This window comes from Vibrio sp. 397, assembly GCF_033339395.1.
Lineage (GTDB): Bacteria > Pseudomonadota > Gammaproteobacteria > Enterobacterales > Vibrionaceae > Vibrio > Vibrio alginolyticus.
Window position 1 is genome coordinate 502804 of the sequence record NZ_JAWOUN010000001.1, and the last position, 22562, is coordinate 525365.

20 protein-coding genes are annotated in these 22562 nt (G+C 45.1%); 15 read left to right on the forward strand and 5 right to left on the reverse strand.

The genetic code is table 11. The annotated features are described in order from the left end of the window. Window positions 1–47 precede the first annotated feature (47 nt). From R7P36_RS02230 to rplY, 3 genes are all read left to right on the forward strand, one after another. Window positions 48–707 (forward strand): response regulator transcription factor, encoded by a 660-nt coding sequence (locus R7P36_RS02230; RefSeq protein WP_005378073.1) that lies wholly within the window; start codon window positions 48–50, stop codon window positions 705–707. Further along, the gene (locus R7P36_RS02235; protein WP_318122000.1) at window positions 697–2046 is read left to right on the forward strand and encodes an ATP-binding protein; all 1350 of its coding nucleotides are present in this window, start codon (window positions 697–699) and stop codon (window positions 2044–2046) included. Before R7P36_RS02230 ends, R7P36_RS02235 begins: the two co-directional genes overlap by 11 nt. Window positions 2047–2330: 284 nt before the next feature. Beyond that, window positions 2331–2609 carry a 50S ribosomal protein L25 gene (rplY, locus tag R7P36_RS02240; protein ID WP_005393245.1) on the forward strand — a complete coding sequence of 93 codons (279 nt, stop codon included), beginning with the start codon at window positions 2331–2333 and terminating at the stop codon, window positions 2607–2609. Window positions 2610–2756: 147 nt separating this feature from the next. Here rplY and R7P36_RS02245 read toward each other — a convergent pair whose 3' ends face one another. Further along, complete coding sequence (locus R7P36_RS02245; protein WP_318122001.1) at window positions 2757–3272, reverse strand: GNAT family N-acetyltransferase; 516 nt, start codon at window positions 3270–3272, stop codon at window positions 2757–2759. Between the two features lie 748 nt (window positions 3273–4020). Here R7P36_RS02245 and ushA point away from each other — a divergent pair. Beyond that, a complete protein-coding gene (gene ushA, locus R7P36_RS02250; RefSeq protein WP_104974244.1) occupies window positions 4021–5709 on the forward strand; it encodes a bifunctional UDP-sugar hydrolase/5'-nucleotidase UshA in 1689 nt (562 codons plus the stop codon). 414 nt (window positions 5710–6123) lie between these two features. Continuing rightward, window positions 6124–6345: a hypothetical protein gene (locus tag R7P36_RS02255; RefSeq protein ID WP_005393249.1), complete on the forward strand. Its 222-nt coding sequence runs from the start codon at window positions 6124–6126 to the stop codon at window positions 6343–6345. Window positions 6346–6443: 98 nt separating this feature from the next. Here the strand turns inward: R7P36_RS02255 and R7P36_RS02260 are convergent, their stop codons facing one another. After that, window positions 6444–6692: a DUF1289 domain-containing protein gene (locus R7P36_RS02260; RefSeq protein WP_048626242.1), complete on the reverse strand. Its 249-nt coding sequence runs from the start codon at window positions 6690–6692 to the stop codon at window positions 6444–6446. Window positions 6693–6902: 210 nt separating this feature from the next. Between R7P36_RS02260 and R7P36_RS02265 the strand changes: the two genes are divergently transcribed. From R7P36_RS02265 to R7P36_RS02305, 9 genes are all read left to right on the forward strand, one after another. Then, window positions 6903–7349: an META domain-containing protein gene (locus R7P36_RS02265; protein WP_005393252.1), complete on the forward strand. Its 447-nt coding sequence runs from the start codon at window positions 6903–6905 to the stop codon at window positions 7347–7349. A 466-nt stretch (window positions 7350–7815) separates the two neighbouring features. Continuing rightward, window positions 7816–8976, forward strand: a complete 1161-nt coding sequence (locus tag R7P36_RS02270; protein WP_047008619.1) for an ABC transporter substrate-binding protein — start codon at window positions 7816–7818, stop codon at window positions 8974–8976. A gap of 9 nt (window positions 8977–8985) precedes the next feature. Further along, window positions 8986–10695 (forward strand): ABC transporter permease, encoded by a 1710-nt coding sequence (locus R7P36_RS02275; RefSeq protein WP_318122002.1) that lies wholly within the window; start codon window positions 8986–8988, stop codon window positions 10693–10695. Further along, window positions 10661–11308, forward strand: coding sequence for an ATP-binding cassette domain-containing protein (locus tag R7P36_RS02280; RefSeq protein WP_269044121.1), 648 nt, complete (start codon window positions 10661–10663; stop codon window positions 11306–11308). The genes R7P36_RS02275 and R7P36_RS02280 overlap by 35 nt, the downstream gene beginning before the upstream one ends. Further along, window positions 11301–11912: a CDP-alcohol phosphatidyltransferase family protein gene (locus R7P36_RS02285; protein WP_318122003.1), complete on the forward strand. Its 612-nt coding sequence runs from the start codon at window positions 11301–11303 to the stop codon at window positions 11910–11912. The genes R7P36_RS02280 and R7P36_RS02285 overlap by 8 nt, the downstream gene beginning before the upstream one ends. 124 nt (window positions 11913–12036) lie before the next feature. Further along, window positions 12037–12516 carry a glycine zipper 2TM domain-containing protein gene (locus R7P36_RS02290; protein ID WP_012841939.1) on the forward strand — a complete coding sequence of 160 codons (480 nt, stop codon included), beginning with the start codon at window positions 12037–12039 and terminating at the stop codon, window positions 12514–12516. A gap of 212 nt (window positions 12517–12728) precedes the next feature. Further along, a complete protein-coding gene (norR, locus tag R7P36_RS02295; RefSeq protein WP_024699896.1) occupies window positions 12729–14258 on the forward strand; it encodes a nitric oxide reductase transcriptional regulator NorR in 1530 nt (509 codons plus the stop codon). Between the two features lie 174 nt (window positions 14259–14432). After that, the gene (gene hcp / locus R7P36_RS02300; protein WP_074191130.1) at window positions 14433–16094 is read left to right on the forward strand and encodes a hydroxylamine reductase; all 1662 of its coding nucleotides are present in this window, start codon (window positions 14433–14435) and stop codon (window positions 16092–16094) included. A gap of 81 nt (window positions 16095–16175) precedes the next feature. Beyond that, entirely contained in the window at window positions 16176–17231 is a 1056-nt protein-coding gene (locus R7P36_RS02305; protein ID WP_318122004.1) for a hybrid-cluster NAD(P)-dependent oxidoreductase, read from the forward strand. Between the two features lie 213 nt (window positions 17232–17444). Here R7P36_RS02305 and R7P36_RS02310 read toward each other — a convergent pair whose 3' ends face one another. The 3 genes from R7P36_RS02310 to R7P36_RS02320 form a co-directional block, all read right to left on the reverse strand. Next, on the reverse strand, window positions 17445–18386 hold the full coding sequence (locus R7P36_RS02310) for a class I SAM-dependent methyltransferase (RefSeq protein ID WP_318122005.1): 942 nt from the start codon (window positions 18384–18386) through the stop codon (window positions 17445–17447). A gap of 31 nt (window positions 18387–18417) precedes the next feature. Further along, window positions 18418–19110, reverse strand: a complete 693-nt coding sequence (locus tag R7P36_RS02315) for a TIGR01621 family pseudouridine synthase (RefSeq protein WP_005393273.1) — start codon at window positions 19108–19110, stop codon at window positions 18418–18420. A gap of 82 nt (window positions 19111–19192) precedes the next feature. Further along, a complete protein-coding gene (locus tag R7P36_RS02320) occupies window positions 19193–20563 on the reverse strand; it encodes a sodium-dependent transporter (RefSeq protein WP_318122009.1) in 1371 nt (456 codons plus the stop codon). Window positions 20564–20993: 430 nt separating this feature from the next. Between R7P36_RS02320 and cls the strand changes: the two genes are divergently transcribed. Continuing rightward, the gene (gene cls / locus R7P36_RS02325; protein WP_017820861.1) at window positions 20994–22448 is read left to right on the forward strand and encodes a cardiolipin synthase; all 1455 of its coding nucleotides are present in this window, start codon (window positions 20994–20996) and stop codon (window positions 22446–22448) included. Window positions 22449–22562 lie beyond the last annotated feature (114 nt).

The window sequence follows — 22562 nt, forward strand, 5'->3', positions numbered from 1 at the left end:
GCGTAGCTTACTTCGATAACACTCCAAACATAATAAGAATCACCAATATGAAAATACTTGTCGTTGAAGATGACCCTCGTTTAGGCGAGCAAATCATCGAAACATTAGAAAGTACCGGCTGGGTACCAGAATTATCTCAAGATGGCATAGACGCTCTGTATCGCGCGACATCGGAAGAATGGGACGCTATTGTTCTTGATCTAGGACTGCCGAAATTGGATGGCCTCACCGTGCTAAAAGGCATTCGAGATGAAAACATCAATACCCCTGTCGTTATCCTGAGTGCTCGCGATACCCTAACGCAGCGAGTTGAAGGTCTAAACGCAGGTGCAGACGATTACCTAACTAAGCCGTTTGAAATGGTTGAGCTTATCGCTCGTATTCGCGCGCAACTGCGAAGAGCATCAGGTAACGCCTCTCCTGTGATGCAAATTGGCGACTTGAGCTTGGATACGCGCACTTCTAAAGTAATGTGGCAAGGGCAAGCAGTAAGCTTAACGGCGCTGGAATATAAAGTGGTCGCTTACTTTATGCATAACCCAGAAAAAGTAATTTCTCGCACCGAACTCGTCGAGCACATTTACAAACAAGACTTTGATCGTGACTCCAACACAATCGAAGTTTTTATCGGCCGAATTCGCAAAAAAATCGCGCCAAAGATCATAAAAACTGTCCGAGGGTTGGGATACCAATTAAATGCCGAATAAGAACAGGCTACCGTTGAACGCAATAAAACGACTGAGTATCAAAAGTCGCCTCGTTTTAGCGGCGATCGTTTGGTTGACGGCAATGATCCTCGCAGCTGGTGTGACGATACCGACCCAAGTGTACAACTATATGGTTGACGACACTCGCTCACAGCTGAGCATTTTTATGGATGAAATCGCCGCTCAGTTAGAAGTCGATGAGACTGGGCACCTCTCACTCGCTGCTCTGCTCTCAGATCCTCGATTTAACCGACCTTACAGTGGTTTATATTGGAGTGCCTCTACCGAGACGAGTCTCGAGCGTTCTCGTTCTTTGTGGGACAAAAAAATCGAATACAAAGGTCTGGATAACGATGCTTACGGCGCGAGAGGCGAAAGGCTGATTACCATCGAAAAAGCTCTGTACTTACCAGATTACGATGGGCCTATTCATATCATTATTGGTATTGACGAAGAGCCTATCAAAAGCACCCTGCAAACGCTAATCGGTCAACTCTGGCTTATTTTAGGCTTATTATTCGCAGGGGTTCTTGCCGTCATTTTGTTGCAAATTGCATGGTCATTGAGTCCGCTTACGAAGTTACAAAAAGAGTTGGCCGAGCTGAAGTCTGGTAACAAAAAGAGTCTAGAAGAAACCTATCCGAAAGAGATTTCTCCTCTTATCTTCGACCTCAACGCTCTGCTTTTCCATTATCAGGAGTTGTTAGAACGAGCTAGGAATCATGCTGGCAATCTCTCACATGCACTAAAAACCCCACTTTCTGTCCTAAAAAATGAAGTACAGACGTTAGAACCTGATACGCAATCCCGTCTGCGTCCTCCGATCAATCAAATACAAGATCATATCGATTACCATCTGGGCCGTGCCCGCATGGCGGGGTCTATGAATATTTTATCAGTGAAATCGAACCCAGCAGAGCGTGTGGATGCTATCTCAATGGCGTTTGATAAAGTGTATGCGAGCCGAGATATCTCCTTAATTAATGAACTTGATTCAGAGCTGAATGTAGCGGTAGAGCAGACCGATCTCGACGAAATGCTGGGTAACTTGCTTGAAAATGCCTATAAGTGGGCCAACAACATGATTCGTGTGCACTCCTCTCAGGATAAAGACAATATACACATCATCATTGAAGATGACGGACCAGGCATCCCTAAAGAGAAACTGAGTCAAGTAATCAAGAGAGGCGTTAGATTGGATGAAGCAACCCCTGGGTCAGGTCTTGGTCTAAATATAGTTAGTGAAATGGCACACAGTTACCGAGGTCAATTAACACTGGAAGCGAGCGCTTTAGGTGGCTTAAAAGCATCTTTAGTCTTACACCTAAGCCGAACATAAAGCATATAACGCATAAACTTTGTTCTTCGGACCATGATTAGTAAACCGATGAAAATGAAGCCGATGTGAACAAAATCCAAGCAAAGCGTTAAAAGGGATAGCCTTCCACCCAGCTAAATCATACCTTTTTGTTGATTTGGATACGATTTGGGTTGCCCATTTATAAGTGGAATGATAGTATCCGCGCTCGCTTGAACAGTTCCTGTTTCAAGCTTTACCACGAACAACAAGGTCGCATTGTTGATTGTGAACATTTGATTTTTACTAATTTGAGAGTAAATACTATGAAATTCGAAGCAGTAGTACGTACTGAACTAGGTAAAGGTGCGAGCCGCCGCCTACGTCACGCTGGCAAATTCCCTGCAGTTGTATACGGCGGTGAAGAAGCAGCAGTAGCTATCGTTCTTAACCACGACGACATCGTAAACCAAATGGACAAGCCTGAATTCTACGAAGGCCTAGTTCTAGTTATCGATGGCAAAGAAGTTAAAGTTAAGCCACAAGACGTTCAACGTCACGCGTTCAAGCCAAAAGTTGAACACATGGACTTCATCCGTATCTAATTCCCTACCAAGGAATTAATCGGATTAAATCCAAACCTTTTGCATTAAAGATAATCGGACTTACCAACCGAGACATCTAAAAAATTTCAAAACCCCGGAGTCTTACCACCTCCGGGGTTTTACTATATGTGGCATATAACAATTGATTTACGAACGGGCAATATACTTCACTAAAGTAAGATCCGTCAGCGTCATACGGTCAATGATTTCCGCCTCTTCCTCTCCAGTACGCACAAAACCACACTTCTTGTAAAAGTTAAGCCCCTGTTTATTGGTATCCAGTGCTTTCAGGCTTATCTGCATAACGGGCGTAGAGAGTAGACTCGTTTCTAGTTCATCTAACAATGCACTCCCTGCCCCTTGCCCATAATGCAAAGGAGAGACATAGCAACATGTTACCCACGCCGTTTTATCTTCACAGCTGTGGTTAGGTAGTTCGTAACTTAAAAAGCCGACGATTTCCTCTTGTCTCTCAACGACGATCAATTGGGCCAGTTGCTCAGTCATGACTCGCGTCCACATCCTTTCTCGGCGCTCAATCGTAAACTGATCGATGTAGCTCTGTGGCATTAACCCTGTGTATGCTACCTGCCACGAATCAACATGTATCTTGGCGATTTGAGTTGCTTCCTCTCTGACTGCGTTCCTTACTGTGTATCTCATTACTATCCTTTCTTAAAATTCACCACTTACAAATTCTTTCAACCCTACTCTTTGAATCGAAGCTCAAAGCGAGCAGCCACAGATGCACGCTTTACATTACTCCATTTCATTTTCATTAATTCAATGATAGTGCACATCGTAATATTCGAAGAAAACTCCACGTTATTTACGTTTCACTTTCGCTCATTAGATTGAATCTATTTGTTTTAACATCCGGGTATCGAAAGCGGGATAAACACGGTAAGGTATCGAATAAGAATAAATAAACGATATCTAAGGCATAAGATTTCTAAACGGTCGCAATTATAGTAAAGAGAGAAATACCATTTCTGGTTGTATTAAACAGAGTAAGCCAAGCTCAAACGAGTTTGGGTTTTACAATGATCATTTTATATACAAAACATTTCCCTCATCATCAGAGCGAAAATTTATAACGATTTGTGTCATAGCTGCTAAGAAAAACATGAACTTGGCAAAATAATCACCAAAATCAGCGCTATACTTCGCAAAAATGCGCATTGATTCACACAAACCACATTCATTCAATTGGCCACTTCACAAAATAACCCCCTCCCTCTAATTTCAATTTACTAAAAACTATTTCTGTTTAATTGGAGACGTAGTTTGCAGGCTTATTAATTCATGTCTCCGATAGAAGTATAAATAAGAGATAGATCACTAAAGTTTCACATTAATTCCGTATATTTCACGCCGTAACAATAACAAAATCACAAAGAAAGGATCCCTTATGAAGTTTTCCAAATCTCTTTTGGTAATGGCAGTGGGCGCTGCGCTAGCAGGATGCGGCTCAGACAGCGATAATTCTCCAGTAACCTGCGAGACTGCAGATTCTTGCACTAAGTTCACCGTTCTCCACACTAACGATAACCACGGTCGCTTTTGGCATAACAGCGACGGCGAATATGGCATGGCTGCGCGTCACACTTTAATCGAATCTATTCGCGCAGAAGTCGAAGCAAAAGGCGGTGAAACCATTCTGCTGTCTGGCGGTGATATTAATACCGGCGTACCAGAATCAGACATGCAAGATGCGGTTCCAGACTTCGTAGGGATGAACCTACTTGGTTACGATGCAATGGCTGTCGGTAACCACGAGTTTGATAACTCACTAGATATTCTCGATATGCAAGCTGAGCTAGCTGACTTCCCTATGCTGGCTGCGAATATCTATAAGAAAGATACCAATGAGCGTTACTTCGACCCTTACAAAGTATTTACTATCAACGGCCTTAAGATCGCTGTTATTGGTCTAACCACCCAGGACACGGCGAAGCTAGTTAATCCAGACAACGTATCAAACATCCACTTCGAAGACCCTCAAGTTGAAATCAAAAAAGTACTTAAGGAAATCGAAGAAAACGAAAAAGTAGACCTAGTATTTGCAACGACGCACATGGGTCACTACCAAGATGGTAATAATGGTAGTGAAGCACCAGGGGACGTGAAGCTCGCTCGCTCTCTTGAAGAGGGACAACTAGACGCTATCATCGGTGGTCACTCACAAAACCCAGTGTGTATGGAGCCAGGTACCAATGAGTATGCTGATTTCAAACCTGGTGATGATTGCGCGCCAGACCAACAAAAAGGCACTTGGATTATGCAAGCGCATGAGTGGGGTAAATATGTGGGTCGTGCGGACTTCGAATATTACGACGGCAAGCTTCACTTAGCGAACTATGCACTGATTCCTGTAAACCTTTTGGACGACAACGATGAAGTTATCGGTGAACGCATTCAACAAGATGCGACGGTAAAAGCGTTACTACTGCCATACCAACAGCAAGGTCAAGAGTTATTAGATGAGAAGATTTCTAATACAACGGGTAAGTTAGAAGGTGATCGTAACGTAGTTCGCTCTCAGCAAACTAACCTAGGTCATCTGCTGGGCGAGGCATACCGTACTTACAAAACGGTAGGTGCTGACTTTGGTGTGATGAACTCTGGCGGCGTGCGTGATTCAATCCAAGATGGTGACATCACTTACCGTGACGTACTTACAGTCCAGCCGTTCGGTAACTTCGTGACTAAAGCGACAATGACTGGTCAAGAAGTAAAAGAGTACCTTGATGTCGTAGCAACGAAATCTGCAGGCTCTGGTGCTTACGCTCAACTGGATAACATCACTTTAGATGTAGATTGTGATGCTGGCTCAGTAACCATTACCGACATTAACGATAAAGGCTTCGATCTAGACGCAACGTACACATTCTCTGTAATCAGCTTCAGTGCTGCTGGTGGCGATAACTACCCAATCATCGATGTTCAATCTACCCAGCTAACCGATGCATACGTTTTACGTGAGTTCTTCGTAAATAACCCACAGATCTCTGCGGATAGCTACAACAAGAACTTAGAAAACATCAAGTACTTCAGTAACGGTCAAGCAGTGAAAGGTTGCCCTGCAACTAATAGCTAAAAACACCTTACACTCTGACGTGAAGAGCTTTTAGAAGTTGTTCCGTCAGAGCCACCCTAAAAACCGAAGCGTGACGCTTCGGTTTTTTTATTTTCGTTAAAGTGCTGAAAATTATCGCCCTTCATAAAGTGTTCAAAAATTATTCATTTGTGTTGTTGACGCCCATGTGCTGGGCTTCTATGTTTGATAAGGTCTTTCGAAAATACAGATTCATCAACTAACTTTTCGCTATGAAGTTTCGTAGCTTAGTGGATGATTCTAGGAAAGATGTGAATGGCGTTACAAACACTGCTCTCAAACAATTTGTCTTTTTGACCTAAAACGAAGGTGATTCGCCGCCAAGCGTTCACCAATGAGCAGCGATCTGGACGTCAATATGTTCAAACTGCTGCCATCGAGTTCAGGAGGTCAAAAATGAAACGAGCCAGCAATAGCTACAGACTTCAAATGATCAAAGAAGTGGTTACCCGTAGAGAGCGCGAAGCTTGCACGGATCCTATGGCGAGATACATTCATCAGCTGATGGATGAACGCCCGACAAGTAAATTAGATGTTGAATTCAATCATCGATTTTCAGGAAGCCACTTTGACGAACATGCTGGGGGATGGGTCAGTGACCGTTGGTCAATGAAGTAGCGCTAATTTAACGAGTTTGCCTTACACGCACCGCATAGTAAGAGCTAATACAGTCCCGGCTCATCATTGATTATTGCCGAGCCGGGATAATTCGAAATTTAAAAGAGATTTTGCTGTGGTGATAATTCTTCTTGAGACTCTTCTGCCTTTCCCTTCCCTGCCAATACCTTTCTTCTATAGCGCTGACGGCATAGCTTAATTACATGCAACTGTTGAGCAGGCGTATAAGTGAGCCAGTTAAATCGCTCTTCTCTTTTACGCATACATCCTTTGCAATACCCTTTTTCGTCCACACTACAAATACCAACGCAAGGGTTTGGGACGGTAAAAAACTCTAGTTGCTCCATGCTCTAACCGTTTTTTGCTCGCTGTGCTGTAATGATATTATAACGACTTCAATATACGCTCCCAACAGTGCTATACATCTTGCACCTTGAAGCCGTTTGAGTATATAAACTGGACTCTGTCACAGTAATACGAAACTATTACCTTATGCTGACAAAAACAGTGTTTTATTACCTATACTTACCACGTTTTCTAAAAACGGAGTCTATAAAATGAAGCTTAGCCTAAAAACGTTAGTTACAGCAATCTCTCTTCCTGTTCTTATGACTGCATGTGCTAGCAACGGTGACAATGTGAAAGAAATTACGGCTCAAGATTTACAGCACCATAATTGGGAGCTGGTTCAGATTGATGGTAAAAACATCGAATTAAAAGAACGTCAGCAAGCGCCTCGCTTAGAAATCGGTGAAAATCTAACCGCGAACGGCAACGCAGGTTGTAACAACTTCTTTGGTCAAGCTGAACTAAAAAACAATCAACTACGCATCGAAAAAATGGGAATGACCATGAAGATGTGTATGGATGACCAAATGAAAATTGAGCAAGCGATGTCTGAAACTCTTACTGAATGGAGTGATATAACGCTAACCAAAGAAGGGCTAATGCTTAAAAATGACGATCACGAACTAACGTTTCAGCTGCGTGATTGGGTAAACTAAGTCCCATTTCATATTCTAAGAGCAGCCATAAAATGGCTGCTTTTTTTATGCCTCCTAATCCATATCAAAGCAGGCAGGATGTCTGTTTCGCACGTTTCGGTTAGCAAAATCGTTCAAAACGACAAACTCTTTCCCTCTTTACGCCCTCAACGCGACGTCTACGACGCGGGTTAAGTCTTCCAAATCAACATATCGAAGTTGCTTGAGGACAATAATTTTCAATTACTTGAAAGAATATCGTCAAACAAGCGGTCCGATCTTGTATACCTAAAACGACACCAGAATTGTCCTTTCTTCGTTTTGCTTCACATTGAGAATAATTCTTTGAATCAATGAGTGATTCCGTTTGGGATTGCCATTGATAATAGAGAGAGATGGATTACTATCCTTGTAACAAAACGGAGCGACTTGTTTAGACGTCAATAACGCCGGAAACGAGAATAAAAAGACATAACACGGAATAGATATGAAAAAGCTACTCAGTACCGTTGGCATTTTAGCCACCACTTTCGCGACATCTTCTTTTGCCAACTCATCGGTTGCTAGTGAATGGCAAAAAATCGAACAACAAGCCGACGGACAATCCGTCTACTTTCATGCTTGGGGCGGAAGCCAAGAAATTAATCGCTACATCCAGTGGGCGAGTAGAGAGCTAAAATCGCGTTATAACGTGACGCTAAACCACGTTAAAGTCACCGATATTTCTGAGACCACCACTCGACTTATCGCAGAAAAAGCCGCAGGTAAAAACAGCGGTGGCAGTGTTGATATGGTTTGGATCAATGGCGAAAACTTCAAATCAATGAAGGATAACCAATTGCTGTTTGGTCCTTTTGTTGAAGGTTTGCCAAGCTGGCAATACGTCGATAAATCATTGCCAATTGATGTGGATTTTTCAGAGCCGACTGAAGGTCTGGAAGCACCTTGGGGTGTGGGGCAATTAGTGTTTATCCATGATGAGCAAACCCTGCATAACCCTCCTCGATCATTTGCTGAAATGCTGAGTTACGCAAAGGCGTTTCCAAATCGCCTAACTTACCCTCGCCCACCAGAGTTTCATGGCACAAGCTTTATTAAAGCATTACTCATTGAACTGTCTAACAACGCCCCTGCTCTGCAACAACCAGTTACCGATGACACGTTTGAACAAGTTACTCAACCGCTATGGGCTTACCTAGATGAGTTCCATAAAGTCGCTTGGCGCGGTGGTAAACAGTTTCCAGGCGGTACAGCAGAAACCCTTCAACTACTGGATGATGGTCAGACTGACCTGGCAATTACCTTTAACCCGAACGCGGTTTTCTCTGCGCAGTCGAGCGGTAATCTTGCAGAAAGTACCAAAGCGTATGCGATGGACGCAGGTGCACTCTCAAACATTCACTTCTTAGCGATTCCTTGGAACGCAAATGCCAGTGCTGGTGCGCAAGTTGCGATAAACTTTTTATTGAGCCCTGAAGCACAATCTCGCAAAGGTAACCTTAACATCTGGGGCGATCCTTCAGTGCTAAGCAGCCAATACCTAACAGGTTCGGCTAAACATACTCAACAATTCAAATCTATCGCTGAGCCGCATCCAAGTTGGCAATCTGCCTTAGAAAAAGAATGGTTGAAACGCTACGGGAATTAATAAAAGCCCATGTTAAGAGCGCTATATTTAGTCATTATCGCAGTTTGTATTTTACCTACCATTCCGGGACTACTCGGAGTGGTGGTCTCTGCGCTCGGTTATGTGCCTCCTATCGGCTTGCACCACTTTTCTTTAGATGGCTTTAACGCTGTTTTTGATTGGGAGGGTGTTTGGACATCCATCGGGCTGACTTTCTACTCTGCCATTTTCAGTAGCTACTTGGCTTGCTTGATCACATTTGCGATTTTGCAAGCATCGTGGGGCAGCAAGTTTTGGCGAAAAATTGAAGTAAGCCTCTCGCCACTTCTTGCCATGCCGCACGTAGCGTTTGCGATTGGCTTTGCGTTCTTGTTTGCCCCAACTGGTATGGGCGTTAGGGTTCTCAACCAACTGTTTGGTTACGATCCCAATGCGCAAACGGTGAATGACTTAGCATTGCTGATTAAAGATCCGCATGCACTCGGTTTGATCATCATGCTTGCGATTAAAGAAGTGCCGTTTTTATTGTTGATGAGTATTCCAATTCTTCAGCAATTGAAAGTCGATAAGATTGAAAAAGTCAGTCACTCAATGGGCTACAGTTCGGCGCAAGCGTGGTGGAAATGCGTGTTCCCACAGTGGATAGCAAAACTGCGCTTTCCAATGCTGGCGGTATTGGCTTACAGCTTGTCGGTTGTCGATGTTGCATTGATTATTGGCCCTACCAACCCACCAACGTTTGCGGTTTTAGTGTGGCAGTGGTTTAACGACCCTGATTTATCGCTACTACCAAGAGCTGCCGCAGGCGCGGTCGTGTTGTTTGCGATCGCTAGCCTTTTGATTGGATTTGCACGCTTAATAGAATGGTGTATTACCAAAGGCTTCAAACGCTGGCAGTACTCTGGTCGAAACGGGTTTCGTTTACCCGGTAAGACCCTGTTTTCACTGATTGCGCTACTCGCACTTCTAATGATTCCACTCATGGTGGTATGGAGCTTTGCTCAACGCTGGCGCTTTCCAGATTTACTACCGAGCCGCTATAGCCTGCGTTTTTGGGAATACGAATGGCACAGCATTCTTGGCACGCTGGAGCAGAGCATGCTGATTGCCGTTATCAGCGCGACCGTCGCTCTAGCCCTTGCCTTGATCGCACACGAGTATCGCCTTCGTTATCGCTGGCAGGTGCCCGGTTACATTATCGCCATCCCAATGCTGATTCCTCAGCTATCGGTGCTATTCGGTATGCAAGTAGTGACACTGTATTTTAACAGTAACGCGTATTTCTTTTGGGTATGCTGGGCGCATGTGTTCTTCGCATTCCCATTTATTTACCTCTCGCTAGACGGTCCGTGGCGCAGCTTCGACAATGGGTTAACTCGAGTCGCACTCAGCTTAGGCAAATCACCAATGCAAGCTTGGTTAAAAGTGAAACTGCCAATTTTACTACCTGCGATTGCATTCGCATGGGCGGTCGGTATTAGCGTAAGTCTGGCGCAATACCTGCCGACATTGGTGCTAGGTGCTGGGCGCATTAGCACCATCACAACCGAAGCCGTTGCGCTATCCAGTGGTTTTGACCGACGTGTCACCGCGATTTACGCCATTTGGCAAGCACTCTTGCCGTTCTTGTTCTTCTCTTTTGCGATACTACTAAGCCGCTTACACGTGAAGTATCGCCGCTTGTCTATAAAAGGTTTACTACTGAATGAGTCTTTGTCTCGAAAACCTCGCCATCCGTAAAACCAATGGCGACACGCTTTTCTCAGCGTTCAACATGACCGTAGAGAAAGGTGAAATTGTTACTCTGATGGGACCAAGCGGTTGTGGTAAATCCACTTTGTTGGATGCTATTGCTGGACATCTCTCCGCCGAGTTCAGCTACTCTGGATCCATTACGCTTGATAACGAAAAGTTGGATGCCCTCCCTGCCCATAAACGTCAGGTCGGTATTCTGTTCCAAGACGATTTGCTCTTCCCTCACTTAACGGTGTGGGAGAATCTTGCATTCGCGCTGCCAAACTCAATCAAAGGTGAGGAGCGTAAAGCACACGCCATGCAAGCACTGAAGAACATTGCATTGACCAAACTTGCCGAATCCTTCCCAGATCAAATCTCCGGAGGACAACGTGCCCGTATTGCTTTGACTCGTATGCTGTTGGCAAAGCCGAAAGTTGCGCTACTCGATGAGCCCTACAGCAAGTTAGATAAAGATCTGCGCGTGCAATTCCGTAGTTGGGTGGTCGAGCAATTGCAGCAAGCGAACATCCCTACTTTGATGGTAACGCACGATGAAGACGATATCCCCAATGGCAGCCGCTGCCTAAACTGGCCGTGGGAGACAAATCATGCTTGATAGCCTGAGTATAAAGCTCATCCGCAAACCGCTGGCACTCAGTGCGACATACCTCAACAAATGTAGCATCACCGCAAATCAAACGACAGTATTTGGTTTTGTGCTTGGCTGCTTTGCCCTACCGGCTTTGATCACCGAACAGTACTTGCTGGCGTTGCTTTTTATTTTGCTGAACAGAATCTGTGATGGATTAGACGGCGCACTGGCGAGAATTCAAGGCATTACCGATGCGGGTGGTTTTCTCGATATCAGCTTGGATTTTCTGTTCTATTCCCTGATTCCTTTTGGTTTTGTGTTGGCAAATCCAGAACAAAATGCCATTGCAGGGGCATTTTTGATTTTTTCCTTTGTCGGGACGGGAAGCAGCTTTTTGGCTTTTGCCATCATGGCAGGCAAACAAAGCATCGATAATCCAGTGTATAAACACAAATCTCTCTACTACATGAGCGGTTTAACCGAAGGTACTGAAACCATTGGTTGTTTGGTGCTATTTTGTTTGTTACCGCAACACTTTGCCGTCATTGCTTATATCTTTGGTGCAGCATGTTGGTTTACCACATTCACACGTATTTACTCTGGGTTTCATACGCTTAAAGGCCATTAAACCACTGAGAAGTTCACGTTTCCTTGAGAGAACAGCCGCTAAGCACCTGTTTTATATAACACTAAAGCATATATTAAATTGGGGTATATACTCTTTGGATGGAGAGAAATCATTCGGAGGCTATATGAAAAAATACGTCAAGCTAGGTATGCTGCTCATCATGTCTTGTATTGTTATGCTTAGCGGCTGTACCTCACCTAACCCGTACGGAGATGCATACGGCTCTTCAGACACGCGCAAAGTTCAGCAGGTTTACTACGGAACGATTGAAAAAGTTGAACCAGTAACCATTGATGCCTCTACCCAATCCAACGCCATAGGCACAATCGCTGGTGCCGCCGTGGGTGGCATATTAGGCTCAAAAGTCGGGGGCGGCTCTGGCTCGGATATCGCAGCTATTGGTGGTGGTCTGCTGGGTGGTTATGCCGGCAGTAAAGCCGCTGAAGCAACCGCGAAACGAAATGGTGTGAATCTGACCATTCGCTTAGAGGATGGAAAAATAATCTCTGTCGTTCAAGAAGCAAACCCAAACATGATTTTTCAGCCAGGCCAAGCGGTTCAAATCAACATGTCTGGTAATGACGCAAGGGTTGTACCTCGCTAATTTGAACACGATGACTCCGTTCCATTGGTCTGCTGTTTTGTTTCAAAGAGCTTAATCCGCGCAAGCGTACATTGCTTACTTATCGGCTTGCGCGATTCTATTTGTATCAAGTTTGATCGTCGTCAATGGAACATCAATCTCCCACACCTTTCGATGTTCAAATGACATCAAGTTGCTAGCATGAGCCCATTCCAGATAACTTTGGGCTTGTTATGACTCCGACTGTTGACCACGTACTCCTTAATATCGCGCTAAACCTCAGCTCTAATCGCTCTCACGAACAGCAATATCAAAACCTCATTGATGGGGTCGCGCAAGTATTCCCATGTGATGCTAGTTGCCTGTTTATCTTCGATGAGGATGGGTTTCTGACTCCTGTCGCGGTAAAAGGCTTATCCAGCTCGGTCTTAGGTCGTCGCTATTTCCCCAAAGCGCATCCACGCTTAGATGCCATTATTCATAGCCGCGAACCGGTGCGTTTCGATGCCGATTGTTCACTGCCTGATCCTTTTGACGGCACACTATTAACCGAAGACCAGTGCATTGATGTTCACGATTGCATGGGCTTTAGCTTGTATGTAGAAGGCCAACTTGTTGGCGCACTAACTATGGATGCTCTAACGGTGGGCGCGTTTGATGACATTGACCCTGTCGCTATCGAAACCTTTGCGGCTTTGACCGCTGCGACATTGCGTAACATTGCTCAATTAAAAGCACTCAAAGCGCAAAACCAGAAGCAAAAAAGCGTCACTCAAACCCTTATCCAGCAAGCCCGTTCTCAACATGGCGAAATGGTGGGTTTGAGTCCGCAGATTAACCAGTTACGAAACAACATTGCGACCGTTGCTCAATCAGATTACGCGGTACTTATCACAGGAGAGACCGGTACTGGTAAAGAACTGGTTGCGCACTCGGTGCACGCGCAATCTCATCGTAGCGATAAGCCGATGATTTACGTCAACTGTGCGGCCCTGCCTGAAGGTCTGGCTGAAAGTGAACTGTTTGGCCATGTCAAAGGCGCATTTACAGGTGCTAATAGCCACCGTGCCGGTAAGTTTGAACTGGCAGACGGTGGAACGATTTTCCTTGATGAAGTAGGCGAACTGCCTTTGATTTTGCAAGCAAAATTGCTGCGCGTAATTCAGCAAGGCGAGCTGCAACGTGTAGGTAGCGATCAGCATTTGATGGTCAATGTGCGCATCATCGCCGCGACCAATCGACAATTAGAAAAAGAGGTCGAATCTGGCACGTTTCGAGCAGACCTTTTCCACCGTTTGAACGTGTTCCCAATCCAAGTCCCCCCACTGCGTGCCCGTGACGGGGATATTCCCGTTTTAGCAGGATATTTGTTGGAAAAAGTACGCCAACAATTCAATGCACCCAATCTTCACGTTCATCCTAAAGTGTTGACTCAATTGGAATCTTTACCTTGGTACGGAAACGTGCGCGAGCTCGAACACACTTTAACTCGCGCGGCTTTACACGCCATTCAACAAGGCGCAAGCACGATCATGCTTAACCATTTCGACACCTCATTGGCTCTCGATGATGTAAAAAACACATCGCATTATCTGCCTAAAGAAAGCCAACCAATGCGGGAGCTGATAGAAAGCTATCAGCGTGATTTAATTGAACATGCTTTGAGCCAAACTGGTGGCGTTTGGGCAAAAGCAGCGGAGTTTTTACAAATGGATCGCGGGAACTTATATCGAATGGGTAAAAAGCTCGGGATCAATAAATAACCAACCACAAGAAGCCGATGTAATTAAGACATCAACTGCGTTGTCTTAATTACATCAACCACTCATCTAAAAACGATAAAATTAAATATAAATCAATAAGATAACAATTGGCACGCATTCTGCTCTCTAGTGCTCAACATCACGACTATTAAAATAATCACTGGAGAACCCAATATGTTCTGTATTCAATGTGAACAGACAATTCAAACCCCTGCTGTTAAAGGTTGTTCTTTTGCACAAGGCATGTGTGGCAAAACTTCTGAAGTATCAGACCTACAAGACGTGTTGGTTTACACACTGCAAGGGGTTTCTTTTTGGGCATCAAAAGCACTTGAATTCAATATCATTAACGATGAAATCAACCAATGGGCACCAAAAGCATTTTTCTCTACATTGACGAACGTAAACTTCGACCCTGAACGCATCTTAGAGTTAACTTCTCAAGCTGCAACGTACAAAGCATTGCTAAAAGAACAAGTGATGTCTGCCGCCACGCTCGCCGATACCGAAGTTGCTGACATTCCTGCGGTTGCTCACTTTGAGCTACCAAACAGCGCAGAAGCAATCTTAACTTTTGCTCCGCAAGTCGCGGTTAACCGTGGTAAAGACCAAGTACATGAAGATGTTATTGGCCTACGCCTACTTTGCCTATACGGACTTAAAGGTGCAGCCGCGTACATGGAGCACGCACACGTTCTTGAGCAAACCAACAACGATATCTATGCCGAATACCATGAAATCATGGCGTGGTTGGGCACAGATCCTGAAGATCTTGGCGAACTACTTGATTGCTCAATGCGCATTGGCTTGATGAACTACAAAGTGATGGAAATGCTCGACCAAGGCGAAACAACGACCTTCGGCCATCCAGAACCAACCACGGTGAACGTCAAACCAGTAAAAGGCAAATGTATTCTTGTCTCTGGCCATGATTTGCATGACCTAGAAAAAATCCTGCAACAGACCGAAGGCAAAGGCATCAACGTTTACACCAACGGTGAAATGCTGCCTGCACACGGCTACCCAGAGCTGAAGAAATACCCTCATCTTGTCGGTAACTACGGCAGCGCATGGCAAAACCAGCAGAAAGAATTCGCAAACTTCCCTGGCGCAATCGTAATGACGTCAAACTGTTTGTTGAATCCAAATGTGGGTCAATACGCAGACCGTCTATTCACCCGCAGTATTGTTGGCTGGCCTGGAGTGGCTCACATCGAAGGCGATGATTTTAGCCAAGTGATTGAATGTGCTCTAGCGCAAGACGGTTTCCAACACGATGAAATCGAACACCACATCACGGTTGGTTTTGGTCGCAATGCACTGATGAACGCCGCCCCTGCGGTTATCGACCAAGTGAAGCAAGGCAACATCAAACACTTCTTCCTAGTCGGCGGTTGTGATGGTGATAAAGCGGAACGCAGCTACTACACCGATTTTACGGCTGAAGCACCAGAAGACACGCTAATCCTGACGTTGGCGTGTGGTAAGTTCCGCTTCAACAAGAATACGTTCGGCGATATCAACGGTATCCCTCGCCTATTGGATGTGGGCCAATGTAACGATGCTTACTCTGCAATCCAGCTTGCACTTGCACTGGCGAAAGAGTTTGACTGTGACATCAATGAACTGCCACTCACGCTTGTGCTTTCTTGGTTCGAGCAAAAAGCGATCGTTATCTTGCTAACGCTATTTGCATTGGGCGTGAAAGGCATTTACACAGGCCCTACTGCACCGGCATTCCTAACGCCAAACCTAATCGCCATCATCCAAGAGAAGTTCGATATGCGCAGTATTGGCAATGTTCAGGATGATCTAAAAGCCATCCTAGCAGCCTAATAAACCTGCTTGTTACGCGCCTCCTTACGTGGAGGCGCTATCTATTTCGAACTAAAAATAGCCACAACCAAAGAGATTGTTATGTTTTTTGAATGGCAAGGTAACCAACCCGTCACACTCCGTTGCATCGACAAATACTTCGAAACACACGACACCGTCAGCATCAAATTGGCCGAACTAACCGAATCACTTCTGTTTCAGTTTAAACCTGGCCAGTTTATTAACTTGGGCGTCGAAATTGATGGAAAAATGGAGTTTCGTGCCTATTCAATCAGCTCGATCAATGAAGACGATCACCTTCAACTCACCATCAAACGAGTATCTGGCGGTAAAGTATCGAACTATATCGTTGACTCGCTGCTGCTCGGAGATACCGTTCAAGCATTACCACCAGCGGGCGAATTTAACTGCATTGACCACCCACCCGTTTTACGTGATGGCGAAACAAAAGCTTTGCTTATCAGTGCAGGTTGCGGCGTCACGCCCGTATTTTCGATAGCAAAACACTGGCTGAGTAATCACGATGAAAACGACAACGATGTGGACATCGCATTTCTTCATATCGCGCGCAGCCCAGAAGAGACGATTTACTACGATCAGCTAGAAACGTTCGACGCTGTGTATCCAAACTTCCATTTTAAGTTGTTGCTGAAAAACCGCGAAGGAACGTCACACCCACAAGGTCGTTTGAATGCCGACTGGCTTAAAGAGCTTGTTCCTGATTTCAAACAGCGCACCGTTTACCTGTGTGGTCCAAGCCAGTTTATGCAAGATGTTCACGGCTATTTGAATGACCTTGGTTTTGACATGACGAACTTCTACCAAGAGAGTTTTACGCCAGCGACTGGCGAAGAAACATCGGTCTCCGATGAAGTTGTTCGTGTTTCTGTTCCTGACTTTGCTCAAACTATCGATGCGCAAAAAGGTCAAGTATTGGCCGATGTGCTCGAAGGCGCAGGTTTACCATTAATCGTCGCTTGTCGAAGCGGCATTTGTGGCTCGTGCAAATGCAAGGTTCGTCAAGGCAACGTCTCTTCCACCAGCATAGAAACATTAACGCCAGAAGAAATTGAACAAGGCTATGTACTCGCCTGCTCATCAACCATCGAAGCGGATCTTGAAGTGCAGATCGGTTAATGCTGCTGGTATCGATCTTTTATTGTTTCCCGTCATTCCGACGAGCCTAGGCGAGATCAGAAACCTAATATCAGCGTGTTAGGAATAACTCATTCTGATAATAGACTCTGAATCACACTCGCGTCTCGCTATTCAGATTGACGGGGTATCGCGGAGATGCCAGCCGTACTCAAACGGCTGGTATTATAGATAGGTACAACTTTCGTTTCGTCGTCATTGCTTCTGGCTAAACAGCAACACTTTCAATGCTGCTTCGCTGTCTACGTCCATAAACTCTGGTGGGTTATCCAGACGCTCACGGAATGTCAACTCTGGCGCTTCTTCTTTCATGCTTTCAATCAAGAAGTCGCTTGTCACAGATGGCGAGTTCACACATGCCATCACTTGACCGCCTTCTGCCAACAAATCCGGCAATCGACGCAGAATCTTTTTGTAATCTTTAGTCAGCGCAAAGCTGCCTTTCTGGAATGAAGGCGGATCGATGATAATCAAGTCATACTGACCAGATTTTTTAATCTTACCCCACGATTTAAAGATATCGTGCCCCATAAAGCTTACCTGGTTGATGTTATGACCATTTAGCTTGTGGTTCTCACGACCTTTAGACAGCGACGCTTTTGCCATGTCGACGTTAACCACTTTATCTGCACCACCCGCAATGGCAGCGACAGAAAAGCCACACGTGTAAGCAAACAAGTTAAGCACGTTTTTATGCTTCGAATTTTCGCGAACCCAATCACGACCGTAGCGCATGTCCAAAAACAGACCGAAGTTTTGGTTGCGGCCAATATCCAATTGGTATTTCAAACCGCTTTCTTCAACGACTGGGCGAGCGTCTAATTCACCGACAAGCACTTCTGAAGGCGCACCATCGGCATAACGGTGCTGAAGAACCATAGTGCGGCCTTGCTTATTTGCCCACAGTTGTGATTGTGCCAACGCATTGAGGCCGCTTTTCAGCTCAGCGAGAAACGCGTCGTCGACTTCTTTAAACAAGTTGATAATCAACTGACCTTGTAACCAATCACAGGTGATTTGCTCTAAGCCCTCAAAACGGCGGCCACGACCATGAAACAGTCGACGAATTTCATTCGGAGCTTGCGCGAGCTCGGTTTCTAGATGCTGAAAGAACAGCGGAAGTTGTGATGCTTGCATCGAGTTCTCTTATTAGTTTTCTTTGTGACGGTTATTTGATCGTAGGCCAGTTCAGTTCCCAAGGGGAAAGCCAAGTATCCAAACCCTGAGAGACGATTTCACTGTGCCATTTGCTACCTAGCACTTGGTATTCTCGTGGATCGCAAACAAAGCGATATTGCTCATCTCGGTATTGGAAGCAAAGTGAAAATGCATGCAGATAACCGCGATCAGCCTCATTGCCTGCATTGTAAATAGGGTCACCAACAATACCTGAGCCAACCGATTTTAATGCCACGCGGATTTGATGCGTTTTACCAGTGTGCGGCTTACATAAAAATAGGCGTTCTCCGGGCTCTGCCGCAAGAGAGAAAAACTGGGTAACGGCTGGGTTATTTTTGTTGTTGACCAGCTTCCATGATGAACGGCGCGAACGCTCCATATCACCAACGACCAAACCTTGTTTCTTTTTCGGCTTTTTAGAGCCAATCGCCAGATAGAACTTTTCCACTTGGCGGTCAGCAAAGGCTTGCGATAACGCACTGGCCGCTTTGGCGTTGCGTCCGAGGAGCAGAATACCCGATGTCATTTTATCCAAGCGATGGATAAGATAGAGCTGCTCATCACCACTCTGCTTAGCCACTTCTTGCAGCAGCATTGTGTCGCCATCGTCTTTATGAACAGAGACGTTGGGATGCTTATTGATGATCAGAAAATCGGGATGGGTATGTAGAATATCGAACATAAAAAAACTGGCTCCACGTTTGGAGCCAGCAGTATACATAAGTTATCGGACAAAGCTATCGAGGCTTGCCCCAAGGCCTGAGCTAGAGCTTTCTAGAGAAAATACCAGCAAGACCAATGATTGCGATACCCAGCAGCATGATTTCACCTTTGCCACTGTCAAAGCCCGACTTAATCCCCATGAAGGCAACAATAGCAATCGCAACAGGAATCAGGTATTTAACTAGGTTGTACCACAATCCAAATAGCGGGAAGGATACTTCGCCGTCATTAGTGATCTCTTTTTCTAGCTCAGCACGGCTTAGGCGCCATCCTGCAAAGATACAAACCAACATACCACCAACCGCTAGGAAGATTTTGTCCGTTAGCAAGTCGAAGATATCAAAGGCACCGGTACCAAACAGCGTTGGTCCCATTCCACCTAACGATAGTGACGCAAAAATACATAATGCCGCCATAACTGCACTTGCAGACAGAACAGCGTTAGAGCGCTTCATGCCTTTCTCATCGATTAGGTAAGACACGACAACTTCCAATAGTGATACTGAAGAAGTTAATGCCGCCACCGTCAAGCCGATGAAAAATAGCAACGCGAATAGCAACCCAATCACACCGCCCATTTCAGCAAATAGTTGAGGAACGACAACGAATACAAGACCAGGGCCTGCTGCAGGCTCCATGCCAAAGGCAAACATAGCTGGGAACATAGCAACACCAGCAAGAATCGCGACACCTGTATCCATCGCAGTAACCATACCGGTTGTTTGAACTAGGTTCTCTTTCTTCTTCAGGTAAGAACCGTACGTCATCATACAACCCATACCTAAGCTAAGTGAGAAGAACGCTTGCCCTAGTGCAGCAAGAACCACGTTGCTGTCGACTTTAGAAAAGTCCGGCATGAATAAGAACTCAAGGCCAGCCATTGCACCTGGCAGCATTAAGCCCTTAACAGAAACAACGATTAGGATTAAGAACAGAAGCGGCATCAGAACCTTACCGGCTTTCTCAATACCACCCGAGATCCCTTTCATCACAATCATGACGTTAAGGAACAGGTAAACACCCATCCACATGAGAGGCTGAATCGGATCTGAGATGAAAGCGCCAAAGCTGTCGCCAATTGCTTCTGGCGCGCTGAGTAGACCACCGCCCACTTTAAAGATGTAGGCCAATGCCCAACCACCAACCACTGGGTAGAAGCCCATGATCAAAAGACCACTGAAGACTCCCATAACGCCAGTGAACGTCCAGCGTCGGTCAGTTGTTTTGAATGCACCTACGGCAGAAAGACCTGTCTTACGACCAATAGCGAACTCTGTCAGCATCACGCTAAAGCCGATAAAAATTACAAAGATAAGATAGATAGCAACGAATGCACCGCCGCCACTCTCACCCGCTGTGTAAGGGAATTTCCATATATTGCCTAAACCGACAGCGGAACCCGCTGCTGCCATTACGAAGCCTAGTTTAGACCCCCACGTATCACGTGGTGCTGCTGTATTAGTTGTAGCCACGCTTTTTCTCCAAAATTAGTTTGTTGTGTATGCATAGAGATAGGCGTCTAAAAAGTTTATGTAAAAATTATTGTACACTTATAAAATAAGCGTTCGACGCACTATATCTAGAAAGTAAAGCAGCTCCCCTTTAAAATTGGAACCCCAAAAAAGTACATTTATCGCACAAGTGTCGAGTTACGCAGGTTAAATGCTGCTTTTTTGTTCAAAAGTTAAAGAATGGCCTTATTTTTCACATTAAAATAACAGAATCAGCTGTTATGAAATTCGTTCCTCATATAAGGTCAATCCCACGTCTAAATGGGAAATCTATTCCCCTAACCCACTTTTATGCTTAATATCCTAGAAGGGCATATTACTCTGAGCGTATATGGACAAGTTTTATCACTTTCTTACTTTAGCTGGCATCGGGCTATATTGGTTACTGGTCGCAGGTGTGACCATTCGTGTCGTTTTAAAGCGCCGTGCAGTGAGCGTGTCTTTAGCTTGGCTAATGATCATTTATATCCTTCCCGTTCTGGGTGTCGCATGTTATTTCCTCTTCGGTGAACTGAACTTAGGCAGAAAGCGAGCCGAACGTGCGAAAGAGATGTTTACACCATTCGAGAAGTGGTTCAGTCAGCTTAACGACTGTAACGCGCACAACCCAGAAACGATGGGAAGGCACATCTACCGAATTGATGAACTTTGTAACAACCGCCTTGGTCTTCCCGCATTGAGCGGTAATACATTGTCGCTGCAACAGTCACCTAATGAGATTTTGCATTCCATTATTGAAGACATCGAAAACGCGCAGAGCAGTATTCGAATGGTATTCTACATTTGGCATCCGGGTGGTTTGGCTGACTCTGTCGCTTCTGCGCTTATTCAAGCGGCTAAACGCGGCGTAGATGTCAAACTATTGCTCGATTCAGCAGGTAGTCCACGTTTTTTCAGAAGTCCTTGGTATCGAATGATGCAGGATGCTGGAATTGAAGTTATTCAAGCGCTAGAAGTGAAGATGTGGCGTATTTTCTTACGTCGTCTTGATCTTCGCCAACATCGCAAGATCATCGTAATTGATGATGAAATTGCTTATACAGGTTCAATGAACTTGGTTGACCCGGCTTACTTCAAGCAAAATAGTGGCGTTGGGCATTGGGTGGATATCATGGTTCGCATTACAGGACCAACGGTAAACGTATTGAGTGCCATCCACTGTTGGGATTGGGAAGTCGAAACTGGCGAACGTCATTTACCAAGACTACCTGAATGCAAGATCGATGAGAGTGAATTCCAACACCCTATTCAGGTTGTGCCTTCTGGCCCAGGTATGCCGGAATATCTGATCTATCAAGTATTAACATTGGCAATAAACCAAGCCAATCGCTCGGTACGAATCACAACACCATATTTCGTGCCCAATGCTGATTTACTCGAAACGTTAAAGATGACAGCACAACGAGGCATTAACGTTGAACTCATTATTCCCCATAAAAATGACTCTATGATGGTGCAATGGGCGTCACGCGCTTTTTATAGTGAGCTCTTGAGTGCAGGGGTCAAGATTTATGAGTTTTATGGTGGTTTGCTGCATACAAAATCTGTCGTAATTGACGACCAATTCTGTTTAGTTGGCACCGTAAACATGGATATGCGCAGCTTGTGGCTGAACTTCGAAGTGACCCTCGCCGTTGATGACGAAGAGTTCACCAAGCAAATGTCTTGGTTACAAGATAGCTATATTAAGCAATCTCACACTGTTGTATTGGAAGAATGGGAGAAAAGGAGCCTATTTTCTCGGTTCTTAGAGCGAGTGTTCTATCTCTTCAACCCACTCCTCTAATACCTCAAATACACAGGCTAAAAAACCTCCAGCGCTACATGCATCCTGCTGGAGGTTTGTTCTTTTAGCTCCCTATCTACACGATACCTCTCGACATCATTACCTGTTCATCTT